This window comes from Streptomyces sp. JHA26 (assembly GCF_002005565.1).
Classification (GTDB): domain Bacteria; phylum Actinomycetota; class Actinomycetes; order Streptomycetales; family Streptomycetaceae; genus Streptomyces.
In genome coordinates this window covers 1-19,159 of the sequence record NZ_BDJC01000012.1, presented here as the reverse complement: position 1 = coordinate 19,159, position 19,159 = coordinate 1, and the positions used below count along the sequence as shown (strand labels likewise).

The window sequence follows — 19,159 nt, the reverse complement described above, 5'->3', positions numbered from 1 at the left end:
TCAGCCCTTCAGACCGGACGTCGCCATGCCGTCGATCAGGTAGCGCTGGAAGGCCAGGAAGAAGGCGAGGACGGGCAGCAGGGCGACGAGCGACATGGCGATCATGCCGCCGTAGTTGGCCAGCCCCTCCTGGTCCACGAACATCTTCAGGCCGAGGGAGACGGTGTACTTGTCGGGCTCGTTGAGGTAGATCAGCGGGCCCATGAAGTCGTTCCAGGAGTTGATGAAGGTGAAGATCGCGCTGGTGATCAGCGCCGGGCGGCACAGCGGGAGCACGATCGACCGGTAGATCCGGAAGTGCCCGCAGCCGTCGAGGCGGGCGGCCTCGTCCAGCTCCCTGGGCAGGTTGCGCATGAACTGCACCATCAGGAAGACGAAGAACGCCTCCGTGGCGAGGTACTTGCCCAGCAGCAGCGGGGTGTACGTGTTGATCATGCCCATGTTGCGGAACACCACGTACTGCGGGATGAGCAGCACGTGGTACGGCAGCAGCAGGGTGCCGATCATCAGGGTGAAGAGCAGGTTGCGGCCCGCGAACCTGATCTTCGCGAAGGCGTACGCCGTGAGGGAGCAGGACACCAGGATCCCGACCACCGAGCCGACCGCGAGGAAGAGGGAGTTGAAGAAGAACGTGGAGACCGGGATGTCCGCGATGCCGTCGGCGAGGCTCGTGTAGTTGGAGACGACCGGGTCGGCCGGGAAGAGGTCCAGGCTGCCGACGATGTCCTCGCTCTTCTTGAACGAGCCGCCGATCACCCAGATCACCGGATAGAGGATCACCGCGAGGATCGCCAGCGACCCGATGTGCCAGGCGAGCGAACCCGGCAGTCCGCGCCGCAGCGCCCCCTTCGTGGACGGGGCCGGCGTGACGTCGGTGGCCTGCGCGCTCATCGGCCGCCCTCCTCGTAGTGCACCCAGCGCTTCTGGGACCAGAACAGCACCGCCGTCACCAGGGCGACCGCGACGAGCAGCATCCACGCCATGGCGGAGGCCAGGCCCATGCGGCTGTTCTCGAAGCCCTGGACGTACAGGTAGCAGGTGTAGACCATCGAGCCGTCGGCCGGACCGCAGGCGTTGCCCCCGGCGCCGCCGCCGACGATGTAGGCCGAACTGAAGATCTGGAACGAGTGGATCGTCTCCAGCAGGACGTTGAAGAAGAGGACCGGGGAGATCATCGGCAGGGTGATGTTCCAGAACTGCCGCAGCCTCCTCGCCCCGTCGACGTCCGCGGCCTCGTACAGCTCGCGCGGCACCTGCTTGAGGCCGGCCAGGAAGATGACCATGGGGGCGCCGAACTGCCAGACGGTGAGCGCCACCAGGCTGTAGATGATCAGGTCCGGGTCACCGGTCCAGCCGCCGGCGCCGATCCCGAAGAACTGCTGCGTACGGTCGACGGCCGCGTCGTCCGAGAAGATCGCCTTCCACACGATGGCGACGGACACGCTCGCGCCGATCAGCGACGGGGCGTAGAAGGCGGCCCGGTAGAAGGCCTGTCCGCGCCGCTTCTGCGCCAGCAGCAGCGCGACGCCGAGCGCGGCGATCAGCTTGATCGGCGTGCCGATGACGACGTACCAGAGCGTGACCCGCACCGAGTGGCGCCAGCGGGGGTCGCCGAACATCTCGGAGAAGTTGTCCAGGCCGATCCACCGGGGCGGGTCGAACAGGTCGTAGTCGGTGAACGCGAAGTAGAGGGAGGCGACCATCGGTCCCGCCGTCAGCAGCAGGAAACCGGCGATCCAGGGGGACATGAAGAGGTAGCCGGCCAGGTTGTCCCGGCGTCGCCGCCGCTTCAGTGCGGCGGGACGCACGGCCTTCACCGGACCGTGCCGCGGCTCGGAGTCCCGGGTCGGGCCCTCCGTCGCGGGGGCGTGTGTCACGGCGCTTCCCATCAGCCGGCGAGAGCCGTCTTCGACTCGTTGAAGAACTGCTCGACCGCGTCGTCCACGGACCGCTTGCCCAGCGCCATCTCCTCGGCGATGCGCAGGAACGCGGCCTCGCAGATGTCGGCACCGGCGGGGTGCGGGGTGATGGGCTCCAGGACGCCCGCCTTCACGAGGGACTCCTCGTAGGCCGCGATCGCCTTGTCGACCGGGCCGGTGGGCCGGTACGCGTCGTACTGCGCCTGCGTCGCGGGGACACCGCGGTCGTAGCCCATGATCGTGGCGACCTCGGGATCGTGCACCATGAAGTCGATGAACCGGGCGACCTCCTCGGGGTGCCGGGTGCGCTTGGAGGCGCTGAGCATCAGGGAACCGAGGTACTGGCCGGTCCTCTTGCCGTCCGTGGTGGGAACGGGCGCGAGGCCGTACTCGCTCTTGCCCTCGGAGGTGTAGCGGACGGTGAAGTTGTCCCAGGTGAATTCGCTGCCGGCCAGTTCGGCGGAGAGCGCCGACTTGGGCTTGACCTGGACGACCTTCTTGGCGTCGGCGAACAGCCCGGACTGCACGCCCTTCTCCGCCCTGGTCCACCACCGGGTCAGGTCTGCTTCGGTGAAGCCGAGGCCGCCCTCGGTGAAGAAGGCCTTGCCGTTCTGACGCAGGTACAGGTCGTAGAGGTACATGACGCCGTACATGCCGCTGTCCCCGGCCCGGCCGGTCCTGTCACGGATCTTCGTCATGGCCTCGTCGAAGTCGTCCCAGGTCCAGCCCTGCACGGGCTTGACGCCGGCCCGGGTGTAGACGGGCTGGTCGATGACCAGGGCCATCGAGTTCGAACCGACGGGCACGCCGAGGAGCTTGCCGTCGATCTCGCCGAACTTCTCCAGACCGGCCCGGAATCCGTCCATGGAGAGGTTGCCCGCCTCGACCTGCTCGCTCAGGTCGAGCAGCACGTTCTTGGCGTCGTATTTGCGGAGGAATCCGATGGCATTCTGGAAGACGTCCGGTGGATTCCCGCCGGAGGCCTGGGTGTTGAACTTCTTCCAGAAGTCTCCGTACGGCTGGAAGTCGGTCTTGACCTTGATCTTCGGATACTTCTTCTCGAAGAGCGCGATGGTCTTGTTGATGCGCTCGGCCCGGTCCTCGGCACCCCACCAGGAGTAACGGATCGTCACCGTTCCGTCTCCCGCGCCGGTGCCGCCGCCGCACGCGGTGGCCGTCGCTCCGAGCCCCACGACGGCCAGCGAGGCCCCCGCCGCCTTGAGGATCGTCCGCCTCTCCACATTCCCGCCCTGCTGCACACGAGCCTCCCCGCGCCGTCGCGTCGCCCCATGAATCGTTTCAAGTAAGCGCTTGCTGGCACAAGGTACGAAGGGCCCGCGGGCACGTCAATGATTCGGACAGGAATTGATGGGACGCGGAAAAGGCGTCCGCGGCGGCGGTCGCGACTCCCTGGGCCGACACGGAGGGAAAGCCGCTGGTCGACGCGGCGTGACCGGTCGACCGAACGCCGAGGCCCCACGACGGGGTCCCGCCGTCGGAGGTCACGGTTGGATGAAGGCGGGCCGAAGCGGAACGGCCGTCCGCCCCCCCGGCACGGCCGGGACGGCCGCCCGGACGCGCGAAACGGCCGGTCGGGCGCGCACACGACGAAGCGGCCCGGCTCACGATCGTGAGCCGGGCCGCCTGATGATCCGGTGGGCGATACTGGGTTCGAACCAGTGACCTCTTCGGTGTGAACGAAGCGCTCTCCCACTGAGCTAATCGCCCGGACGCAGGAAGAACATTACCCCATGTCAGGGGGTGCCCGTGACCAACGGGGGCCGGACGGCCACACCCCTGCCGCGGATCACTGATCCTTGATCTTCCAGGGCATCTGCAGACCGAACTTCCACAGGTAGATCCCGGCCAGTACGCCGATGATCACCACACCGATCGACGTCAGGATGATGTTCCGACGCCGCACCTCGGGATCGAGGGCACGCTGCGCCGCCTCGGTGACCTTGCGCTTGGTCCAGCGCAGCACCAGCTGGGCCCACACGAACTCGGTCGCCCAGATCGCCATGCCACCGAAGATCACGACCCAGCCGGGCCCGGGCAGCGGCAGCATGATGATGCCGGCCACGACCACCGCGAGTCCCACGATGAAGACCCCGACCTGCCAGCTGACGTGCAGGACGCGGCGCGCCTTGATGAATTCCGGTGCCCGCGAGCCGAGCGCGCGCTCCTCCGTGGCACCGTCCGTCCCCGTCCGGTCCTGCGCCACGGCGGCCTCGCCGGGCTTGTTACTCCCCGTGTTCATACGACTGAACACTACCGGAGCGAAACCTGTCACCGGAATGGGCGCACGCCGCGAACGATCTTTCCGCCGGAAGAGTTACATAAACTCACGCAAAACACTCAGAGGGGTTTACAACGGCACCGTAGGTGGCATGTCGATTTCGCCGACGTGCGAATCCCCGAGCGCACACTGAGCGAAAGGCCCTGGCGCTTATGAACACCACGGTCAGCTGCGAGCTGCACCTGCGCCTCGTTGTGTCGAGCGAGTCCTCCCTGCCTGTCCCCGCAGGCCTGCGGTACGACACGGCCGACCCCTACGCCGTGCACGCCACCTTCCACACCGGAGCCGAGGAGACCGTCGAGTGGGTGTTCGCCCGCGACCTCCTCGCCGAAGGCCTCCACCGCCCCACCGGCACGGGCGACGTCCGGGTCTGGCCGTCGCGCAGCCACGGCCAGGGCGTCGTGTGCATCGCCCTGAGCTCCCCGGAGGGCGAGGCGCTGCTCGAGGCCCCGGCACGGGCTCTGGAGTCCTTCCTGAAGCGCACAGACGCCGCCGTGCCCCCTGGCACGGAACACCGGCACTTCGACCTCGATCAGGAGCTCTCGCACATCCTGGCGGAAAGCTAGGGACGAGGCCCCGTGAAACCGCCCGGCGCCGTCGACTCGGGGTGACGGCACGGGCTCGGACAACCGCATACGGCACCGCACCGGCGTCGGCGCCGCGGGATCCCCGCGGGGCGGCGCCGGTGCGCCGTGTGCCGTTTCCCGGGGGCGGGGCAGGTCGCCGCAGTGGGGCGCCGCCGGGGGCGCTGCGGCGGGGCACTGCCGGCTCCGGGCGGGACGAGCCCCTGGTCGCGTGGGACCGTGCGCGGCAGCCGGGGTGGAGCCGCGGCCGGGAACCAGGGGCCGGCCGGCGACGTTGTAACGGCTACCGCGGGCCGCAGGCCGTGGGCGGAGCCGGTCCGGCCGCCGCGGAAGCCACTACCATCGGCCAGCATCGGCGGGCGCCCGCGCCCGATCCCCAGGCCAGGGAGCAGAACGTGCTGATCACCCACGACACCCGGTGCGCGCTCGACACCGTGGTGGATCTGGTGAACACCGTGCCGGAGGACGACTCGGCACCGGACGGGCTGCCGGATGTCGCGGCCCTCGAGGTTTTCGTCGCAGCGCACGAGATCAGCGACGTGGGTGTCCTCTCGGAGCTGGACCTCGCGGCGGTGCGCAAGATCCGCGGACGGTTCGCGGCCGTCTTCGCCGCCCCGGAGCCCCGTGCCGCCGCCGGGCTGATCAACGAACTGGTCGCCGCCGCCGGGACCACCCCCCGGCTCACCGACCACGACGGCTACGACTGGCACATCCACTACTTCGCGCCCGGTGCCTCGATCGCCGATCACCTGGCCGCCGACTGCGGCATGGCCCTGGCGTTCTTCGTGGTCGCCGGGGAGCAGGAGCGGCTGCGCCGGTGCGAGGCGCCCGACTGCCGGCGTGCCTTCGTCGATCTCTCCCGCAACCGCTCGCGGCGGTACTGCGACAGCCGTACGTGCGGGAACCGGCTGCACGTGGCCGCGTACCGGGCGCGGCGCAAGGAGGCCACGGGCTGACCACGGGCCGACACGGCCCCGGCGGGTGACGCCGGGGACCGCGGGTACGGCTCACAGCAACAGCAGGTCGTGCAGCGCAGCCATGAGGATCAGACACCCGATCACCGCAAGGAAGATCATCAGCGGTGGCTGGGAAAGGGCGAAGAGGCAGCCGCGCGGTTCGCTCTGCGAGGGCGCGGTTTCGCTCTGTCTCGTGTCCAGCTGTGTGTCCAGCTGAGTCGGGTCCGGCATCTCGCGGCGATGATGACGCAGCCCGCCCACCCGGCGCGATCAACACGCCCGGAAGGACCGGGTGTTCGTTGAATCAGCAATGTCCGGTCCGGATTGTGATCATTCCGGAACGTCCGCTGACGGGCCCGGACCGCTGTGTCGTTTCAGATGCCGTGCTTCTTCAGGATGGCCTCGATGTCGCTGAAGTCGTCGTCGCCGCGGGGCGCGCTCGTGGGCCGCGGCGACGCGGGGGCGGTGGCGCCGCCCAGGGAGGGCCTGGAGGCCGACGGGGCGACCGCATCGCGCTGTGCGGCGGCCCGGGCCGCCTTGCGCTCCTTGCGGGTGCCGCCGCGGCGGCGCTCCACGGCGCGGGTGGTCAGGAACAACAACCAGGCGACGCCCAGCACGGCGAAGCCGGCCCAGGCCGTGGGACTGAAGGCCGTGTCGGCCAGCCACTGCACGACACCCGTCATCACCAGGCCGACCGGAATCAGTGAGTACGCGGCGATGCGCGCGGCCGTGAGGAATCGCCTGCGGTACGCGGTGACCGCCGCGATGCCCAGGCCGGCCGCGGACACCGCGGAGCAGACGGTCTCGGCAATCATCCGGTCCTCCAGGACGGCGCTCGGTCGGGCATGTGCACTTCGTCCCTTCCATCCTGCACCGCCGGAGCCCGGCGGGGCCATGCTCCGGCCCGACATCAGGGAGATCTCCGGGTCGGCTCCTCCCCGGGTGCCGGTGACGGCGTGCGCAGGCGGCACCTCCGGGTCCGGTTGGGCCGCTCCCGCGGGGGCTGGGAGACTGGGGGCATGAGCGACTCCTCCCCCGCGCCCGTCTCCGTTGCCGTTCTCGACGTCTGGTGCGAGCTGCAGTGTCCGGACTGCCACACCGCCCTGGACGACATCCGCGCCCTGCGCGCCCGCTACGGCGACCGTCTCGAGGTGCGGCTGCGGCACTTCCCGCTGGAGAAGCACAAGTACGCCTTCGCCGCCGCGCAGGCCGCCGAGGAGGCCGTGGAACAGGGCCGGGGCTGGCCGTACGTGGAGGCCGTGCTGGACCGGGTCGCGGAGCTGGACCGCCGGGGAGAGCCCCTCCTGGTCGAGGTGGCCCGGGAACTGGGACTGGACGCCGAGGAGTTCGACACCGCCCTCGTCGACGGCCGGCACATCCTGATCGTCGACGCCGACCAGGCCGAGGGCAAGGCGATCGGTGTGACCGGCACCCCCACGTACGTGATCGACGGCGAGCGCCTGGACGGCGGCAGGAGCCAGGAGGGGCTGCGCGAGCGCGTCGAGCGGATCGTGGACCGTCTCCTGACCGGCCAGGAGGCGTGAACCACCGCCGTCGTCGCCGCTACAGCAGGGGTTTGTAGTAGCTGCGGCGGACGGTCTCGTAGCCGAGGGACGCGTAGAGCCGCTCGGCCGGGGTGTTGCCGACGAAGACGTTCAGGCCGACGAGGCGCCGGCCGGCGGCGAGCGCCTGGACCTCCGCCAGGAGCATCAGCGTGCGGCCGTGTCCCCGCCCCCGGTGGACCGCGTCGGTCTCCACGTCGAAGACGTAGGCACGGTCCTCGCGCAGCGCCAGCCACAGGATGCCGACCCGGTCGCCGTCGTGCTGGACCACGCTGAACAGCGTGTTCTCCGTGTCCAGCCCCTGTGGCAGCAGGGTGCGGTGGTCGTTGCGGGCCTTGGCGCGGGCCTCGGGCTCCGGGACGCCCTGTTCCATCCAGGTGCGGGCGTACTGCTCCGACTGACGGGCCTGCCAGACGCCGAACTCCTCGGGCGTCATGGGGCGCGCGCTGCTGCCCGCGGGCAGGGCGGGCGGGGTGCCGTCGAGCGGTTTCACCATGCCGCGGGTGCGCAGGACGTAGCCGAGCGCCCCGGCGAGGCGAGGGCCGGCCTCGTCGCCGCCGGTGATGCTCACCTGGATCTGCCGGCAGCCCCAGCTCCGTGCCACCTCCTCCGCGGCGAGGGCGGCGACCGTGCCTCGGCCGCGCCGACGGTCGGGTTCGTCGATGCGCAGGTCGTGGATCACGGCCACCGAGTCACCGAAGGCCGGTGAGGTGCCGAGGTGCACCGCGCCGACGGGACGGCTGTTCACGCACACCCGGTAGCGGCGTGAACGGCTTCCGTCGGCCGCGCGCTGAAGCGGCTCGGTCGGCCGCAGGGTCGTGGTCATCAGGGGTGTTCTACCCGTCGCACGGCCCGCCGAGCAGCCGGATTTTCCCGGTCACGGGTCGAGGTCGTCCCCGGACCGCTCCTCGAAGATCCGCATGGCCTTGGCCGTCACCGGGCCCGGCGCGCCCGGCAGTTCGCGGTCGTCGATCCGGTGCACGGCCTGCACGTCCCGCAGGGTGGAGGTCAGGAAGACCTCGTCGGCGCGTTCCAGGACGTCCAGCGGGAGATCGGTCTCACGGGCACCGGTCCACTCGACGGCCAGGGCCCTGGTGATGCCGGCGAGGCAGCCGGAGGCGACCGGCGGGGTGTGGATCTCGCCGTCGAGGACGACGAAGACGTTGGACCCGGTGCCCTCGCACAGCTGTCCCACCGTGTTGCCGAACAGGGCCTCGCTGGCACCTCGTTCGCGGGCGCGGGCGAGGGCGACGACGTTCTCGGCGTAGGAGGTGGTCTTCAGGCCGGTGAGCGCGCCGCGTTCGTTGCGGGTCCAGGGCACGGTGATCACGGCCGTGGAGTCGGGGCGGCGGCCGGTCTCGCCGAGGGCGACCACGAGGGTCGTGCCGTGCTCGCCGCGGTCGGAGCCCAGCGGACCGTGGCCGCCGGTGTAGGTGATGCGCAGCCGGCCCAGCGGCATCGGGTTGGCCTCGAGGACGGCGGCGCAGGCGCGGCGCACCTCGTCGAGGTCCGGGTCGGGCAGGCCCAGGCCGCGGGCCGAGCGGGCCAGCCGGTCGAGGTGCCGGGTCAGCGCGAACGGCCTGCCGTTCACCGCCTTGACCGTCTCGAAGATGCCGTCGCCCACGGTCAGCCCGTGGTCGAACACGGAGACACGGGCGGACTCGATGTCCTGCAGTCCGCCGTCGAGCCAGATCTTCACGTCTGTTGCGCCTCTCCACTTCCGTCGGCCTCGTACGCACCCGACGCTACCGCGAGGAGCCGGGACGCCTTCAGTTCGGTCTCCCGCCACTCCCCCTCGGGGTCGGACCCCCAGGTGATGCCGGCGCCGGTGCCGAAGCGCAGCAGTCCCGCGGCCCGGTCGATCCAGAAGGTGCGGATGCCGACGGCCAGCTCGCCGGTGCCCCGGTCGGCGTCGACCCAGCCGATGCCGCCGCAGTAGGGGCCCCGGGGCGCGGTCTCCAGCTCCTGGATGATCCGCAGGGCGCTGGACTTGGGCGCGCCGGTGACGGACCCGGGCGGGAAGGCGGCGCCGAGCAGCTCCGGCCAGCCGGCGTCCGCGCGCAGCTCGCCGCGCACGGTGGACACGAGGTGGACCAGCCCCGGGTGCTTCTCCACCGCGCACAGGTCGGGCACGGTCACGCTGCCCGTGGCGCAGACCCGCCCGATGTCGTTGCGGACCAGGTCCACGATCATCACGTTCTCGGCGTGGTCCTTCTCCAGCAGGTCGGCCTCGGTCCGTCCGGTGCCCTTGATCGGCCCGGACTCGACGGTCCGGCCGTCCCGGCTCAGGAACAGCTCGGGCGAGGCGGTGGCGATCTCGATCCCGTGCGCGGGCAGCCGGATCGTTCCCGCGTACGGCGCGGGGTTGCCCCGGGCCAGCACCGCGGTGAGGGCGTCCACGTCGGCGTCGGGGGCGACGGGCGCCGACAGGATCCGGCAGAGGTTGGCCTGGTAGACCTCGCCGGTGGCTATGTACGCGCGGATGCGGCGCACGGCTGCCGTGTAGGCGTCGCGGTCGAGGGAGGACGTCCAGTCGCCGACGGCCGGTCCCCGCCACCGGCCCGGCGCCGGCGCGGGGACCTCGCACGTCCGTACGTCGGCGAAGCGCGCGCAGGTCAGGCGGCCCTCGAAGTCCGCGCACACGGCCCAGAAGCCACGGGAGTCGAGGGCGGCGGGATCACTCGTGACGTCCAGCAGACCGGTGGCGAGACGGTCGCCGAACCGGGCGAGGGGAGGGAGGTCGTGCACGTGACCGAGTCTAGGCGGCGTGTCGTCGAGGTAGCCCGAACGTGTCCTTCCGGGGGCCCTGACCAGGTCCGCGCACCGGGGCACCGCAGCACGCTGCGCAAACGCGTTTTTGTGCTGGCCCCGGAATCCGCTAGAGTTCAACACGTCGCCGGGACGCGCAAGCGGACCGAAACGACAGGCGGACGTAGCTCAGTTGGTAGAGCGCAACCTTGCCAAGGTTGAGGTCGCGAGTTCGAGCCTCGTCGTCCGCTCGCAGGAACAGGGGTCCTCCCGGGTCCCCTACACTCCTGGTGGAGTGGCCGAGAGGCGAGGCAACGGCCTGCAAAGCCGTCTACACGGGTTCAAATCCCGTCTCCACCTCCAAGGACGATTAGCTCAGCGGGAGAGCGCTTCCCTGACACGGAAGAGGTCACTGGTTCAATCCCAGTATCGTCCACCGGACCTTCGGGTCCCCCGCGCGATTAGCTCAGCGGGAGAGCGCTTCCCTGACACGGAAGAGGTCACTGGTTCAATCCCAGTATCGCGCACGCAGCACCTCCCAGGACGATTAGCTCAGCGGGAGAGCGCTTCCCTGACACGGAAGAGGTCACTGGTTCAATCCCAGTATCGTCCACACCACCGAAGCCCCCGGCCGTCTCGTACGGCCGGGGGCTTCGTCGTGCCTGCGCTCAGCTGGAGAAGAGCATGCGGCCGAAGCTCTTGTGACGGTGGTGACCGTAGTGGCCGGCCTGCGGGGCGCCCCAGGCGGGGGCCTGGGCGGCCGGGTAGGCCTGCGGCGCGGCGGGCGGGGCCGGCGGCGCGGGCTGGGACCACTGCGCCTCCAGGCGGGTCAGCGCCTCCAGCTCCCCGTAGTCGAGGAAGATCCCACGGCAGCCGCTGCACTGCTCGATCTGAACGCCGTTGCGGTTGTAGGTGTGCATCGGTGCGTGGCACTTGGGGCACTGCATGCTCGGCTCAACTCCTTGCCGGTCGGTCCTGCTTCGCGTATCGCCAGGACAGACTCTGTCCGGCGGCGGTCGGTTGCACCCTACTTCGGGAAACCCCGCCTCAACTCGACGGGGAAGGAGGCGGGGCCGGGACGACGGGGGTGACGGCGCCCATCCGCGCGCAGGCGTCGACCAGGGAGCGTTCCACCTCGTCCAGGGGACGGCCGGCCGCGACGGCCTTGGTGACGGCTCGGGCGGCGGTCTGCGCGGTGAGGGCCCGCGCCGGCACGTCCAGCGCGGGCCAGGGGTCCCCCTCCGGCGGGACGGCCGGGCCGCCGGACGCGCGGTAGGCGGTCAGGAAGCGGTCCCACGCGTCGGGCGGGAGCAGTCCGCAGGCGTACCAGGCCGCCGGCCGGGCCAGGTCCCAGGCGGGCACGCCCACGCCCAGGTCGTCGACGTCGATCAGCAGCCAGGGGCCGTCGGGGGCGGGGTGGCGTACGAGCTGGCCGAGGTGGAGGTCGCCGTGGCAGAGGGTGGTGGTGTCCGGCATGGCCGTCTCGCCGCGTGCCCAGGCGGGGAGGGCGGCCCAGGCCCGCAGCACGGGGGTGGTGGCGGGGTGGTGCGGGGCGGAGGTGCGCAGCAGGGTGACGGCGCGGGCCGCCTTCTCGGGTCCGCGCATGACGGGCGGCCCCGGGACGGGGGACGGGGTCCGGTGGAGACGGGCGAGGAGGGTGGCGGCGGCCTCCCAGGGCGCCGCGTCCGGGGTGTCGGGGTCGACGGGGGCGCCGTAGGGCCAGTGGGTGACGAGCCGTCCGTGCAGACGGGCGGGGGCGGGGCGGAGCGGGGGGAGGAGGACGCCGGGGAGGCGGGCGGCGACGGTGACCCGGAGTGCCAGCTCGGCCGGGTCGGCGTCCGCGGCGTGCGCCTTGGCGACGGTGCCGGCGTGGCGGACGACGGTGGCGTCGGGGCGGTCGGCGAGGGTGGCCGCGCCGCAGGGGCAGGGGGCGGCCGGGGTGGCGTGGGCGGCGGCTCTGGCGTGGGCGGTCAGGGCGGGGAGGAGTGCGTCCGGGGTCACGGGGCGAGGGTACGGGGGCCGCGTCGCGAGGGTGCCCGGTGCGGGGGGGCGCGAGGGTGCCAGGTGCGGGGGGGGTGAGGGGCGAGGGTGTCCGGTGCGGGAGTCGGGGTGGGGGCGGGGATGGGGTGCGTGGACCCGGCGCTGCCGGGGTGCCTCCCGGGGCCGTCCAGGCGCTGGGGGAGGCACGGCTGCCCGCACCACGGTGACGCGGGGGTGGAAAGGGCAATGCCGGCGCAGCTCCCCAGCTGCGCCGGCATTCTGCCGTCCGCCGCACCCCCGTCCCCACGGGGTTTCATGGATGGATGTCCCCGCCCGGACCGCTCTTCCGGGCCTGGGGTCGCTTCTCAGCGCCCCAGCATCACACCCACGGACGACGCCTGTGTGGCCACTGTCTCCCACCCGTCGAAGACCAGGAGGAGCAGGACCGCCAGGGGCAGGGCCATGAGGGTCGCCACCACCGGGTGACGACGTCCTTGACGGCGTTGCTCCCGCGTGCGGACCAGCGTCCGCGGTGCCGTCCAGGTCATGGCCCCTCCCTGACCGTTTCGATGTCTTCTGACAGCGGCGGGCGTCTGACCTCGGGGGACGAGTGCTGCACCCGCCGCTTGACCTCAAATCTAGGCGCCCGGGGAACGCCGGACGTCATGCCCTCGTACCGATTGCCGGGCCTCCCGGAGGATGAGCCCTGCCCCGCGGTGTACTCCCCTGGGTGGAGACCCGCTCCCCCCTCTCGGGGTCTTCCCGGAGGGGACACCGCCGTCCGGTGACTTCGATCACGTGCGCGACTCCCGGGTCGCGTCCTCGGCCCCGTCCGGGGGCCCCGCTCCGCGCGATCGTCCTTTCGTGGGCCAATCCCCCCTCCCTGCCGGGTGGTTGGATCACCGGCCGTGCGGGGCGCGCATGCCCCCGGGGGGTCTGACCGGTCTTCAACTCTCCCGCCCCGTACCGACAATCCCTCGGGAGGAGAGGGCGCGGCCTCTGCGCGCGGGCGGCCGTGGAAACGTAAGCTGTGGCACGTCACAGGGACCGGGCAGCGGGGATGAACATGGCGATGATGCGCCTGAGGCGCGAGGACCCGCGCGTCGTCGGCTCGTTCAGGCTTCACAGACGGCTCGGCGCGGGCGGTATGGGCGTGGTCTACCTGGGCTCCGACAAGAAGGGGCAACGGGTCGCGCTGAAGGTCATCCGGCCGGACCTCGCGGAGGACCAGGAGTTCCGGTCCCGGTTCGCGCGCGAGGTATCGGCGGCCCGCCGGATCCGCGGCGGGTGCACCGCGCGGCTGGTCGCCGCCGACCTGGACGCGGACCGGCCCTGGTTCGCGACGCAGTACGTTCCCGGGCCCTCCCTGCACGACAAGGTCGTCGACGAGGGCCCGCTCGGCGCGGCGGACGTCGCCGCCGTCGGGGCCGCCCTGTCCGAGGGCCTGGTCGCCGTGCACGAGGCCGGTGTCGTGCACCGGGACCTGAAGCCGTCCAACATCCTGCTGTCCCCGAAGGGTCCGCGGATCATCGACTTCGGCATCGCCTGGGCGACGGGCGCCTCGACCCTCACGCACGTCGGCACGGCGGTCGGCTCGCCCGGCTTCCTCGCGCCGGAGCAGGTGCGCGGGGCGGCCGTCACGCCGGCCACGGACGTGTTCTCGCTGGGTGCCACGCTGGCGTACGCCTCGATGGGCGACTCGCCCTTCGGGCACGGCAGCTCCGAGGTGATGCTGTACCGCGTGGTGCACGAGGAGGCCCAGCTGCACGGGGTACCGGACGCGCTCGCGCCGCTGGTCCGGGCGTGTCTGGCGAAGGACCCCGAGGAGCGGCCCAGCACCCTCCAGCTGTCCCTGCGGCTCAAGGAGATCGCCGCCCGGGAGGCGCAGGGGTTCGCCGACGTGCGGCCGCCCGCGCCGCGTTCCGGGGAGGCGGACCGGCCCACGGGACAGCTCGCCGACACCTGTCCGAACCGTGAGCGCGTCCAGCGGCGCCCGCAGGGGCAGTCCGGCGGTCAGGGCACTCCCCCGCCCCGGGGCTCCTCGGGCTCCCGGGGCGGTACGCCCGCGCGGGGCGCCGCCCCCGCGCGCGGCAGAGGTCCCTCCCCGCGCGACGGCGTGCCCTCGCGCGGGGGCTCGTCCGCACGGGGCGACAGCCCGTCCCGCGGCGGCGCCGCGCGCGGCGGCCGCTCGGGGCCCCGGTCCGGGACGCGGCCCACGCCCGCCTCCCGCGACACCGGCCGCAACGGCACCCGCTCGGGCGGCGGCCGGCCCGGCTCGCGCGGTGGGTCCGGCCGTCCGGGGCCGAGGACCACGGGGACCCGGTTGCGTCCCGCCAATCCGCGGCTGCTGCGACAGCGGCTGACCGTGTTCGTGGTGGTGACGCTGCTGGTCGCCCTGGGCATCGCCGCCGCACAGGGGTGCCAGGGACCGTCCCGGGGGCTGGGTGACGACCGGGGCGGGGTGCGGGTCCAGCAGGAGCGGGCCGACGTGCGCGACGGCCCGCCGGGGCCGGGGGCGTCCGGACTCTGACCCGCCGGTCCGGGGGCGTCACCGCCCGCGGCGGCGGGGTCAGGCGGCTCCCGGCCGGGTGGCGTAGAAGACGACCGCCGAGGCGGCCGCCACGTTGAGGGAGTCGACGCCGGCGTCCATCGGGATGCGCACGTGCTCGTCGGCCGCGGCGAGCGCCCCGGGGGTGAGGCCGGTGCCTTCCGTGCCGAAGAGCAGGGCGAGCTTCCCGTGCTCCTTCGCGGCGAGTTCGTCGAGGGTGACGGCCCGGTCGCTCAGGCAGAGCGCGGCGACCGTGAACCCCGCGGAGCGCAACGTGCCGATGTCCGCGGGCCAGGACTCCAGGCGGGTCCACGGCACCTGGAAGACGGCGCCCATCGACACCTTCACGGACCGCCGGTAGAACGGGTCCGCGCAGCGCGGGGTCAGGAGGACCGCGTCGACACCGAGGGCGGCGGCGTTGCGGAAGGCGGCGCCGATGTTGGCGTGGTCGACGATGTCCTCGAAGACGGCGACACGGCGGACCGTGTCTCCCCCTCGTCCGTGGGCCGGCGCGGCGCGCAGCAGGTCGGGCACCGTGGGCAGCGGTTCGCGCCGCATGGAGGCGAGGGCGCCGCGGTGCACGTGGTAGCCGGTGACCCGCTCGGCGAGCTCGGGGTCCACCAGGTACACCGGGGCGGGAGTGGCCTCGATGACGTCGCGCATGACGTCGACCCACTTGGCCGACAGCAGCATCGACCGCATCGCGTAGCCCGCCCGGGCGGCCCGCCGGATGACCTTCTCGCCCTCGGCGATGAACAGGCCCTCGGCGGGTTCGCGCCGACGGCGCAGCTGGACGTCGGTCAGGTTCGTGTAGTCGTGCAGGCGGGGGTCGTCGGGGTCGTGGAGGGTGACGGGCTCGGCCATGTCACGCGGTTCCCTGCGGTCCCTGGCGGACGACGTCGCCGACGACGATGACGGCGGGGGGCCTGACCTCCTGGGCGACGACGGTCTCGGCGACCGTGGCGAGGGTGGCGTCGACCCGGCGCTGGGCGGCGGTCGTGCCCTCCTGGACCAGGGCGACCGGGGTGTCCGGGGACCTGCCGTGCGCGACGAGGGTCTCGGCGATCTTGCCGATCTTGTCGACCCCCATGAGGATCACGAGCGTGCCGGTCAGCTTCGCGAGCGACGGCCAGTCGACCAGGGAGCGCTCGTCGTCAGGGGCGACGTGGCCGCTGACCACGGTGAACTCGTGGGCGACGCCCCGGTGGGTGACGGGGATGCCGGCCGCGCCGGGGACGGAGATGGAGCTGGAGATGCCGGGGACGACCGTGCACGGGATGCCCGCCTCGGCCAGTGCCTGGGCCTCCTCCATGCCCCGCCCGAAGACGAACGGGTCGCCGCCCTTGAGCCGCACGACCGACTTGCCCTGCTTGGCGTGCTCGATCAGCGCGTTGTTGATGGCCTCCTGCGCCATGAAGCGGCCGTACGGGATCTTCGCGGCGTCGATCACCTCGACGTGCGGCGGCAGTTCGGCGAGCAGGTCGCGGGGGCCGAGCCGGTCGGCGATGACGACGTCGGCCTCGGCGAGCAGGCGGCGGCCGCGGACGGTGATCAGGTCCGGGTCGCCGGGGCCGCCGCCGACCAGGGAGACGCCGGGGGTGCGGGTGCGGTGGTGCGGGGCGACGAGGGTGCCGTCGCGCAGTCCCTCCACGACCGCGTCGCGGATGGCGGCGGTGTGGCGGGGGTCGCGGCCGCGGGCGTCGGTGGTGAGCACGGCGACCGTCACGCCCTCGCTGGTCCCGGTGGCCGGGGTCCAGGCGGTGGCCGCGTCGGCGTCGTCGGAGCGGACGCACCACACGCGGTGCCGTTCGGCCTCGGCGGAGGCGGCGGTGTTGGCGGCGGTGTCACTGGTGGCGATCAGGGCGTACCAGGCGTCCGCCAGGTCCCCCTCGGCGTACGGGCGCTTCTCCCAGGTGATCTCGCCCGCGTCCGCCATGGCCTCGACCGAGGGGGTCGCCCCGGGGGAGACGAGGCGGATGTCGGCGCCCGCGGCGATGAGGGCCGGCAGGCGGCGCTGGGCGACCTGTCCGCCGCCGAGCACGACCACGCGACGGCCGGTGAGTCGGAGGCCTACGGGATAGGCGGGGTGTTCGGCCATGAGGGGACGGCTCCTCTTGCGGCGGTGGCGCTGACGTGCGGATTTTATGGCGGGGCGGCCCGGGGGGCCCAGGCGGTCCGGTGGTTGGACCGTGTTGCCGGGTGTCGCCGGGTGCGGGCGGTGGGCGCGGACGATGGGCACGGCCGCGGCAGGTCGGCAGGGGCCCGGCACCGTGGTCCCGGGGCCCCTGCGGCGTACGACCGCTACTTCTCGGTGACGCCCGCCGAGTCGAACGTCGCCACCTCGTGCATCGCCCGCGCGGTGCTCTGCACCATCGGCAGGGCGAGCAGCGCGCCGGTGCCCTCACCGAGGCGGAGGTCGAGGTCGACCAGGGGGCGCAGGCCCAGCTTGTTGAGCGCGGCGACGTGGCCGGGTTCGGCACTGCGGTGGCCGGCGATGCAGGCCGCCAGGACCTCGGGGGCGATGGCGCGGGCCACCAGGGCGGCGGCGCCGGCGCTGACGCCGTCCAGGATCACCGGCGTACGCAGGGAGGCGCCGCCGAGCAGCAGGCCGACCATGGCCGCGTGCTCGAAGCCGCCGACCGCCGCGAGCACGCCGACGGGGTCGGCCGGGTCCGGCTGGTGGAGTTCCAGCGCGCGGCGCACGACCTCCGTCTTGCGGGCCAGCGTCTCGTCGTTGATGCCGGTGCCGCGGCCGGTGACCTCGGCGGGGTCGGCGCCCGTGAAGACGGAGATCAGGGCTGCGGACGCGGTGGTGTTCGCGATGCCCATCTCGCCGGTGAGCAGCGCCTTGTTGCCGGCCGCCACCAGGTCGCGGGCGGTCTCGATGCCCACCTCGATGGCCTGCAGGGCCTCCTCCCGGGTCATCGCGGGACCGGTGGTCATGTCGGAGGTGCCCGCGCGGACCTTGCGCGGCAGCAGGCCGGGGGTGGCGGGCAGGTCGGCGGCGACACCGACGTCCACGACGCAGACCTCGGCGCCGACCTGGGTGGCGAAGGCGTTGCAGACCGCTCCCCCGCCCAGGAAGTTGGCCACCATCTGGGCGGTGACCTCCTGCGGCCACGGCGTGACGCCCTGGGCGTGCACTCCGTGGTCGCCGGCGAAGACGGCGACGGCCGCGGGCTCAGGGATCGGCGGCGGGCACTGGCGGGACAGCCCGGACAGCTGCGCGGAGATGATCTCCAGCATGCCGAGCGCGCCGGCCGGCTTGGTCATGCGCTTCTGCCGCTCCCAGGCCTCGCCGAGCGCCTTGGCGTCCAGCGGGCGGATCTGCGCGACGGTCTCCGCGAGCAGGTCGTGCGGGGCCTCGCCGGGCAGGGCGCGGCGTCCGTACGTCTCCTCGTGGACGACCCACGACAGCGGGCGGCGCTTGGACCAGCCGGCCTGCATCAGCTCGGGCTCGTCGGGGAACTCGTCGACGTACCCGACGCACAGGTAGGCGACGACCTCGAGGTGCTCGGGCAGGCCGAGGGCGCGGACCATCTCGCGCTCGTCGAAGAAGCTGACCCAGCCGACGCCGAGGCCCTCGGCGCGGGCGGCGAGCCAGAGGTTCTCGACGGCGAGCGCGGAGGAGTACGGCGCCATCTGCGGCTGGGTGTGCCGGCCCAGGGTGTGCCGGCCGCCGCGGGTGGGGTCGGCGGTGACGACGATGTTGACCGGGGTGTCGAGGATGGCCTCGATCTTCAGTTCCTTGAACTGCTTGGCCCGGCCCTTGGGGAGGGACTTCGCGTACGCGTCGCGCTGGCGCATCGCCAGTTCGTGCATCGCGCGCCGCGTGTCGGCGGAGCGGATGACGACGAAGTCCCAGGGCTGCGAGTGGCCGACGGAGGGCGCGGTGTGGGCGGCCTCCAGGACGCGGAGCAGCACCTCGTGCGGGATGGGGTCGGAGCGGAAGCCGTTGCGGATGTCCCGGCGTTCGCGCATGACCTTCAGGACGGCCTCGCGCTCGGCGTCGTCGTAGGCGGGTGCCGCCGGGCCGGAGGGCTGTCGTACGTCTGCCTCTGCGGCCGTGCTCACGTGCGGGTCTTCCTGGTCTTCCGATCCGGCGTCCCGGGTGTCCAGGTCGTCGGCGTTCTGCACGGGTCCGGCGTCGGCCTCGCGCGGCGCGGGGACGTCGGCGACCGCGTCCGGGGCGGGGGCGTCCTGGGCCTCCGCGGGGAGGACGAGTCCCTCGGGCGGGGTCGGGGCCAGGTGCGGGGTGGTGGGCACCTGACCGCCGTCGACCGGCACGAACCGGCCCACCGGCTGCTGCGGGTGGGGTGCCGGGGACTGCGCCGGGTCTCCGGGCTGCTCCGCGGGCACGGGCACGGCATGCGCCGTGGGCGTCCCCGGTGCCGCGTCGGTGTCCGGCAGCGACTGGGGGCCCTGGACGGGGTGAGGGACGTCCAGGTGGGGCTGCGGAGCCTGGTCCTGGACGACGGCTGCCTCCCCGACCGCGACCGCGGCGGGGGCGGCCGTCGGGTCCGCCGGTGCCTCCGGGGACGGCGCGGGCACGGCGGCCTCGGA

Annotated in this window: 19 protein-coding genes and 6 tRNA genes; 9 read left to right on the top strand and 16 right to left on the bottom strand. The window is 72.8% G+C overall.

The genetic code is table 11. The features are described 5' to 3' along the window. The 5 genes from JHAT_RS10005 to JHAT_RS09985 form a co-directional block, all read right to left on the bottom strand. Positions 1-891 (bottom strand): carbohydrate ABC transporter permease, encoded by an 891-nt coding sequence (locus tag JHAT_RS10005; protein ID WP_077797727.1) that lies wholly within the window; start codon positions 889-891, stop codon positions 1-3. After that, positions 888-1,889 carry a carbohydrate ABC transporter permease gene (locus tag JHAT_RS10000; RefSeq protein ID WP_171990824.1) on the bottom strand — a complete coding sequence of 334 codons (1,002 nt, stop codon included), beginning with the start codon at positions 1,887-1,889 and terminating at the stop codon, positions 888-890. The genes JHAT_RS10005 and JHAT_RS10000 overlap by 4 nt, the downstream gene beginning before the upstream one ends. After that, entirely contained in the window at positions 1,889-3,178 is a 1,290-nt protein-coding gene (locus JHAT_RS09995) for an ABC transporter substrate-binding protein (protein WP_077797726.1), read from the bottom strand. Before JHAT_RS09995 ends, JHAT_RS10000 begins: the two co-directional genes overlap by 1 nt. A 397-nt stretch (positions 3,179-3,575) precedes the next feature. Then, positions 3,576-3,647: transfer RNA gene (locus tag JHAT_RS09990), tRNA-Val, on the bottom strand. Positions 3,648-3,726: 79 nt separating this feature from the next. After that, entirely contained in the window at positions 3,727-4,179 is a 453-nt protein-coding gene (locus JHAT_RS09985) for a TIGR02611 family protein (RefSeq protein WP_077797725.1), read from the bottom strand. A gap of 191 nt (positions 4,180-4,370) precedes the next feature. Here JHAT_RS09985 and JHAT_RS09980 point away from each other — a divergent pair, with 191 nt between their 5' ends. After that, complete coding sequence (locus JHAT_RS09980) at positions 4,371-4,784, top strand: SsgA family sporulation/cell division regulator (RefSeq protein ID WP_004002642.1); 414 nt, start codon at positions 4,371-4,373, stop codon at positions 4,782-4,784. 413 nt (positions 4,785-5,197) lie between these two features. Beyond that, positions 5,198-5,758, top strand: coding sequence for a CGNR zinc finger domain-containing protein (locus JHAT_RS09975; protein WP_077797724.1), 561 nt, complete (start codon positions 5,198-5,200; stop codon positions 5,756-5,758). Between the two features lie 51 nt (positions 5,759-5,809). Here the strand turns inward: JHAT_RS09975 and JHAT_RS09970 are convergent, their stop codons facing one another. Together JHAT_RS09970 and JHAT_RS09965 are read right to left on the bottom strand one after the other, a co-directional pair. Next, the gene (locus tag JHAT_RS09970) at positions 5,810-5,989 is read right to left on the bottom strand and encodes a hypothetical protein (protein WP_077797831.1); all 180 of its coding nucleotides are present in this window, start codon (positions 5,987-5,989) and stop codon (positions 5,810-5,812) included. A 143-nt stretch (positions 5,990-6,132) separates the two neighbouring features. Further along, the gene (locus JHAT_RS09965) at positions 6,133-6,573 is read right to left on the bottom strand and encodes a hypothetical protein (RefSeq protein WP_077797723.1); all 441 of its coding nucleotides are present in this window, start codon (positions 6,571-6,573) and stop codon (positions 6,133-6,135) included. Between the two features lie 204 nt (positions 6,574-6,777). Between JHAT_RS09965 and JHAT_RS09960 the strand changes: the two genes are divergently transcribed. Next, positions 6,778-7,302, top strand: a complete 525-nt coding sequence (locus JHAT_RS09960; RefSeq protein WP_077797722.1) for a DsbA family protein — start codon at positions 6,778-6,780, stop codon at positions 7,300-7,302. 19 nt (positions 7,303-7,321) lie between these two features. On the opposite strand, the gene JHAT_RS09955 is transcribed toward JHAT_RS09960, so the two are convergent. Genes JHAT_RS09955 through JHAT_RS09945 form a run of 3 tightly spaced genes read right to left on the bottom strand, consistent with a single transcriptional unit; the run spans position 7,322 to position 10,068 of the window. After that, the gene (locus tag JHAT_RS09955; RefSeq protein WP_171990823.1) at positions 7,322-8,146 is read right to left on the bottom strand and encodes an N-acetyltransferase; all 825 of its coding nucleotides are present in this window, start codon (positions 8,144-8,146) and stop codon (positions 7,322-7,324) included. A gap of 51 nt (positions 8,147-8,197) precedes the next feature. Beyond that, a complete protein-coding gene (locus JHAT_RS09950; protein WP_077797720.1) occupies positions 8,198-9,019 on the bottom strand; it encodes an aminotransferase class IV in 822 nt (273 codons plus the stop codon). Beyond that, positions 9,016-10,068 carry a chorismate-binding protein gene (locus JHAT_RS09945; RefSeq protein WP_077797719.1) on the bottom strand — a complete coding sequence of 351 codons (1,053 nt, stop codon included), beginning with the start codon at positions 10,066-10,068 and terminating at the stop codon, positions 9,016-9,018. The genes JHAT_RS09950 and JHAT_RS09945 overlap by 4 nt, the downstream gene beginning before the upstream one ends. A gap of 178 nt (positions 10,069-10,246) precedes the next feature. On the opposite strand from JHAT_RS09945, the gene JHAT_RS09940 reads away from it, so the two are divergent. The 5 genes from JHAT_RS09940 (at position 10,247) to JHAT_RS09920 (ending at position 10,681) form a co-directional block, all read left to right on the top strand. Continuing rightward, positions 10,247-10,319, top strand: a tRNA-Gly gene (locus tag JHAT_RS09940). A gap of 38 nt (positions 10,320-10,357) precedes the next feature. Continuing rightward, positions 10,358-10,431: transfer RNA gene (locus JHAT_RS09935), tRNA-Cys, on the top strand. A gap of 1 nt (position 10,432) precedes the next feature. After that, positions 10,433-10,504: transfer RNA gene (locus tag JHAT_RS09930), tRNA-Val, on the top strand. Positions 10,505-10,523: 19 nt separating this feature from the next. Beyond that, positions 10,524-10,595, top strand: a tRNA-Val gene (locus JHAT_RS09925). A 14-nt stretch (positions 10,596-10,609) separates the two neighbouring features. Continuing rightward, positions 10,610-10,681: transfer RNA gene (locus JHAT_RS09920), tRNA-Val, on the top strand. Positions 10,682-10,736: 55 nt separating this feature from the next. Here the strand turns inward: JHAT_RS09920 and JHAT_RS09915 are convergent. The 3 genes from JHAT_RS09915 to JHAT_RS09905 all read right to left on the bottom strand — a co-directional run bounded on the left by JHAT_RS09915 (position 10,737) and on the right by JHAT_RS09905 (position 12,596). Then, a complete protein-coding gene (locus tag JHAT_RS09915; RefSeq protein ID WP_077797718.1) occupies positions 10,737-11,015 on the bottom strand; it encodes a zf-TFIIB domain-containing protein in 279 nt (92 codons plus the stop codon). A 100-nt stretch (positions 11,016-11,115) separates the two neighbouring features. Then, the gene (locus JHAT_RS09910; protein ID WP_077797717.1) at positions 11,116-12,069 is read right to left on the bottom strand and encodes a phosphotransferase family protein; all 954 of its coding nucleotides are present in this window, start codon (positions 12,067-12,069) and stop codon (positions 11,116-11,118) included. 344 nt (positions 12,070-12,413) lie between these two features. After that, a complete protein-coding gene (locus tag JHAT_RS09905) occupies positions 12,414-12,596 on the bottom strand; it encodes a hypothetical protein (protein ID WP_077797716.1) in 183 nt (60 codons plus the stop codon). A gap of 512 nt (positions 12,597-13,108) precedes the next feature. Between JHAT_RS09905 and JHAT_RS09900 the strand changes: the two genes are divergently transcribed. Continuing rightward, on the top strand, positions 13,109-14,578 hold the full coding sequence (locus JHAT_RS09900; RefSeq protein ID WP_107481888.1) for a serine/threonine-protein kinase: 1,470 nt from the start codon (positions 13,109-13,111) through the stop codon (positions 14,576-14,578). A gap of 39 nt (positions 14,579-14,617) precedes the next feature. Here JHAT_RS09900 and JHAT_RS09895 read toward each other — a convergent pair whose 3' ends face one another. From JHAT_RS09895 to cobT, 3 genes are all read right to left on the bottom strand, one after another. Further along, positions 14,618-15,460, bottom strand: a complete 843-nt coding sequence (locus JHAT_RS09895) for an RNA methyltransferase (RefSeq protein ID WP_077797714.1) — start codon at positions 15,458-15,460, stop codon at positions 14,618-14,620. Position 15,461: 1 nt separating this feature from the next. Next, positions 15,462-16,694: a uroporphyrinogen-III C-methyltransferase gene (cobA, locus tag JHAT_RS09890; RefSeq protein WP_077797713.1), complete on the bottom strand. Its 1,233-nt coding sequence runs from the start codon at positions 16,692-16,694 to the stop codon at positions 15,462-15,464. A 203-nt stretch (positions 16,695-16,897) separates the two neighbouring features. Beyond that, a partial coding sequence (gene cobT / locus JHAT_RS09885; protein WP_253195455.1) for a nicotinate-nucleotide--dimethylbenzimidazole phosphoribosyltransferase occupies positions 16,898-19,159 on the bottom strand: 2,262 nt, incomplete at its 5' end.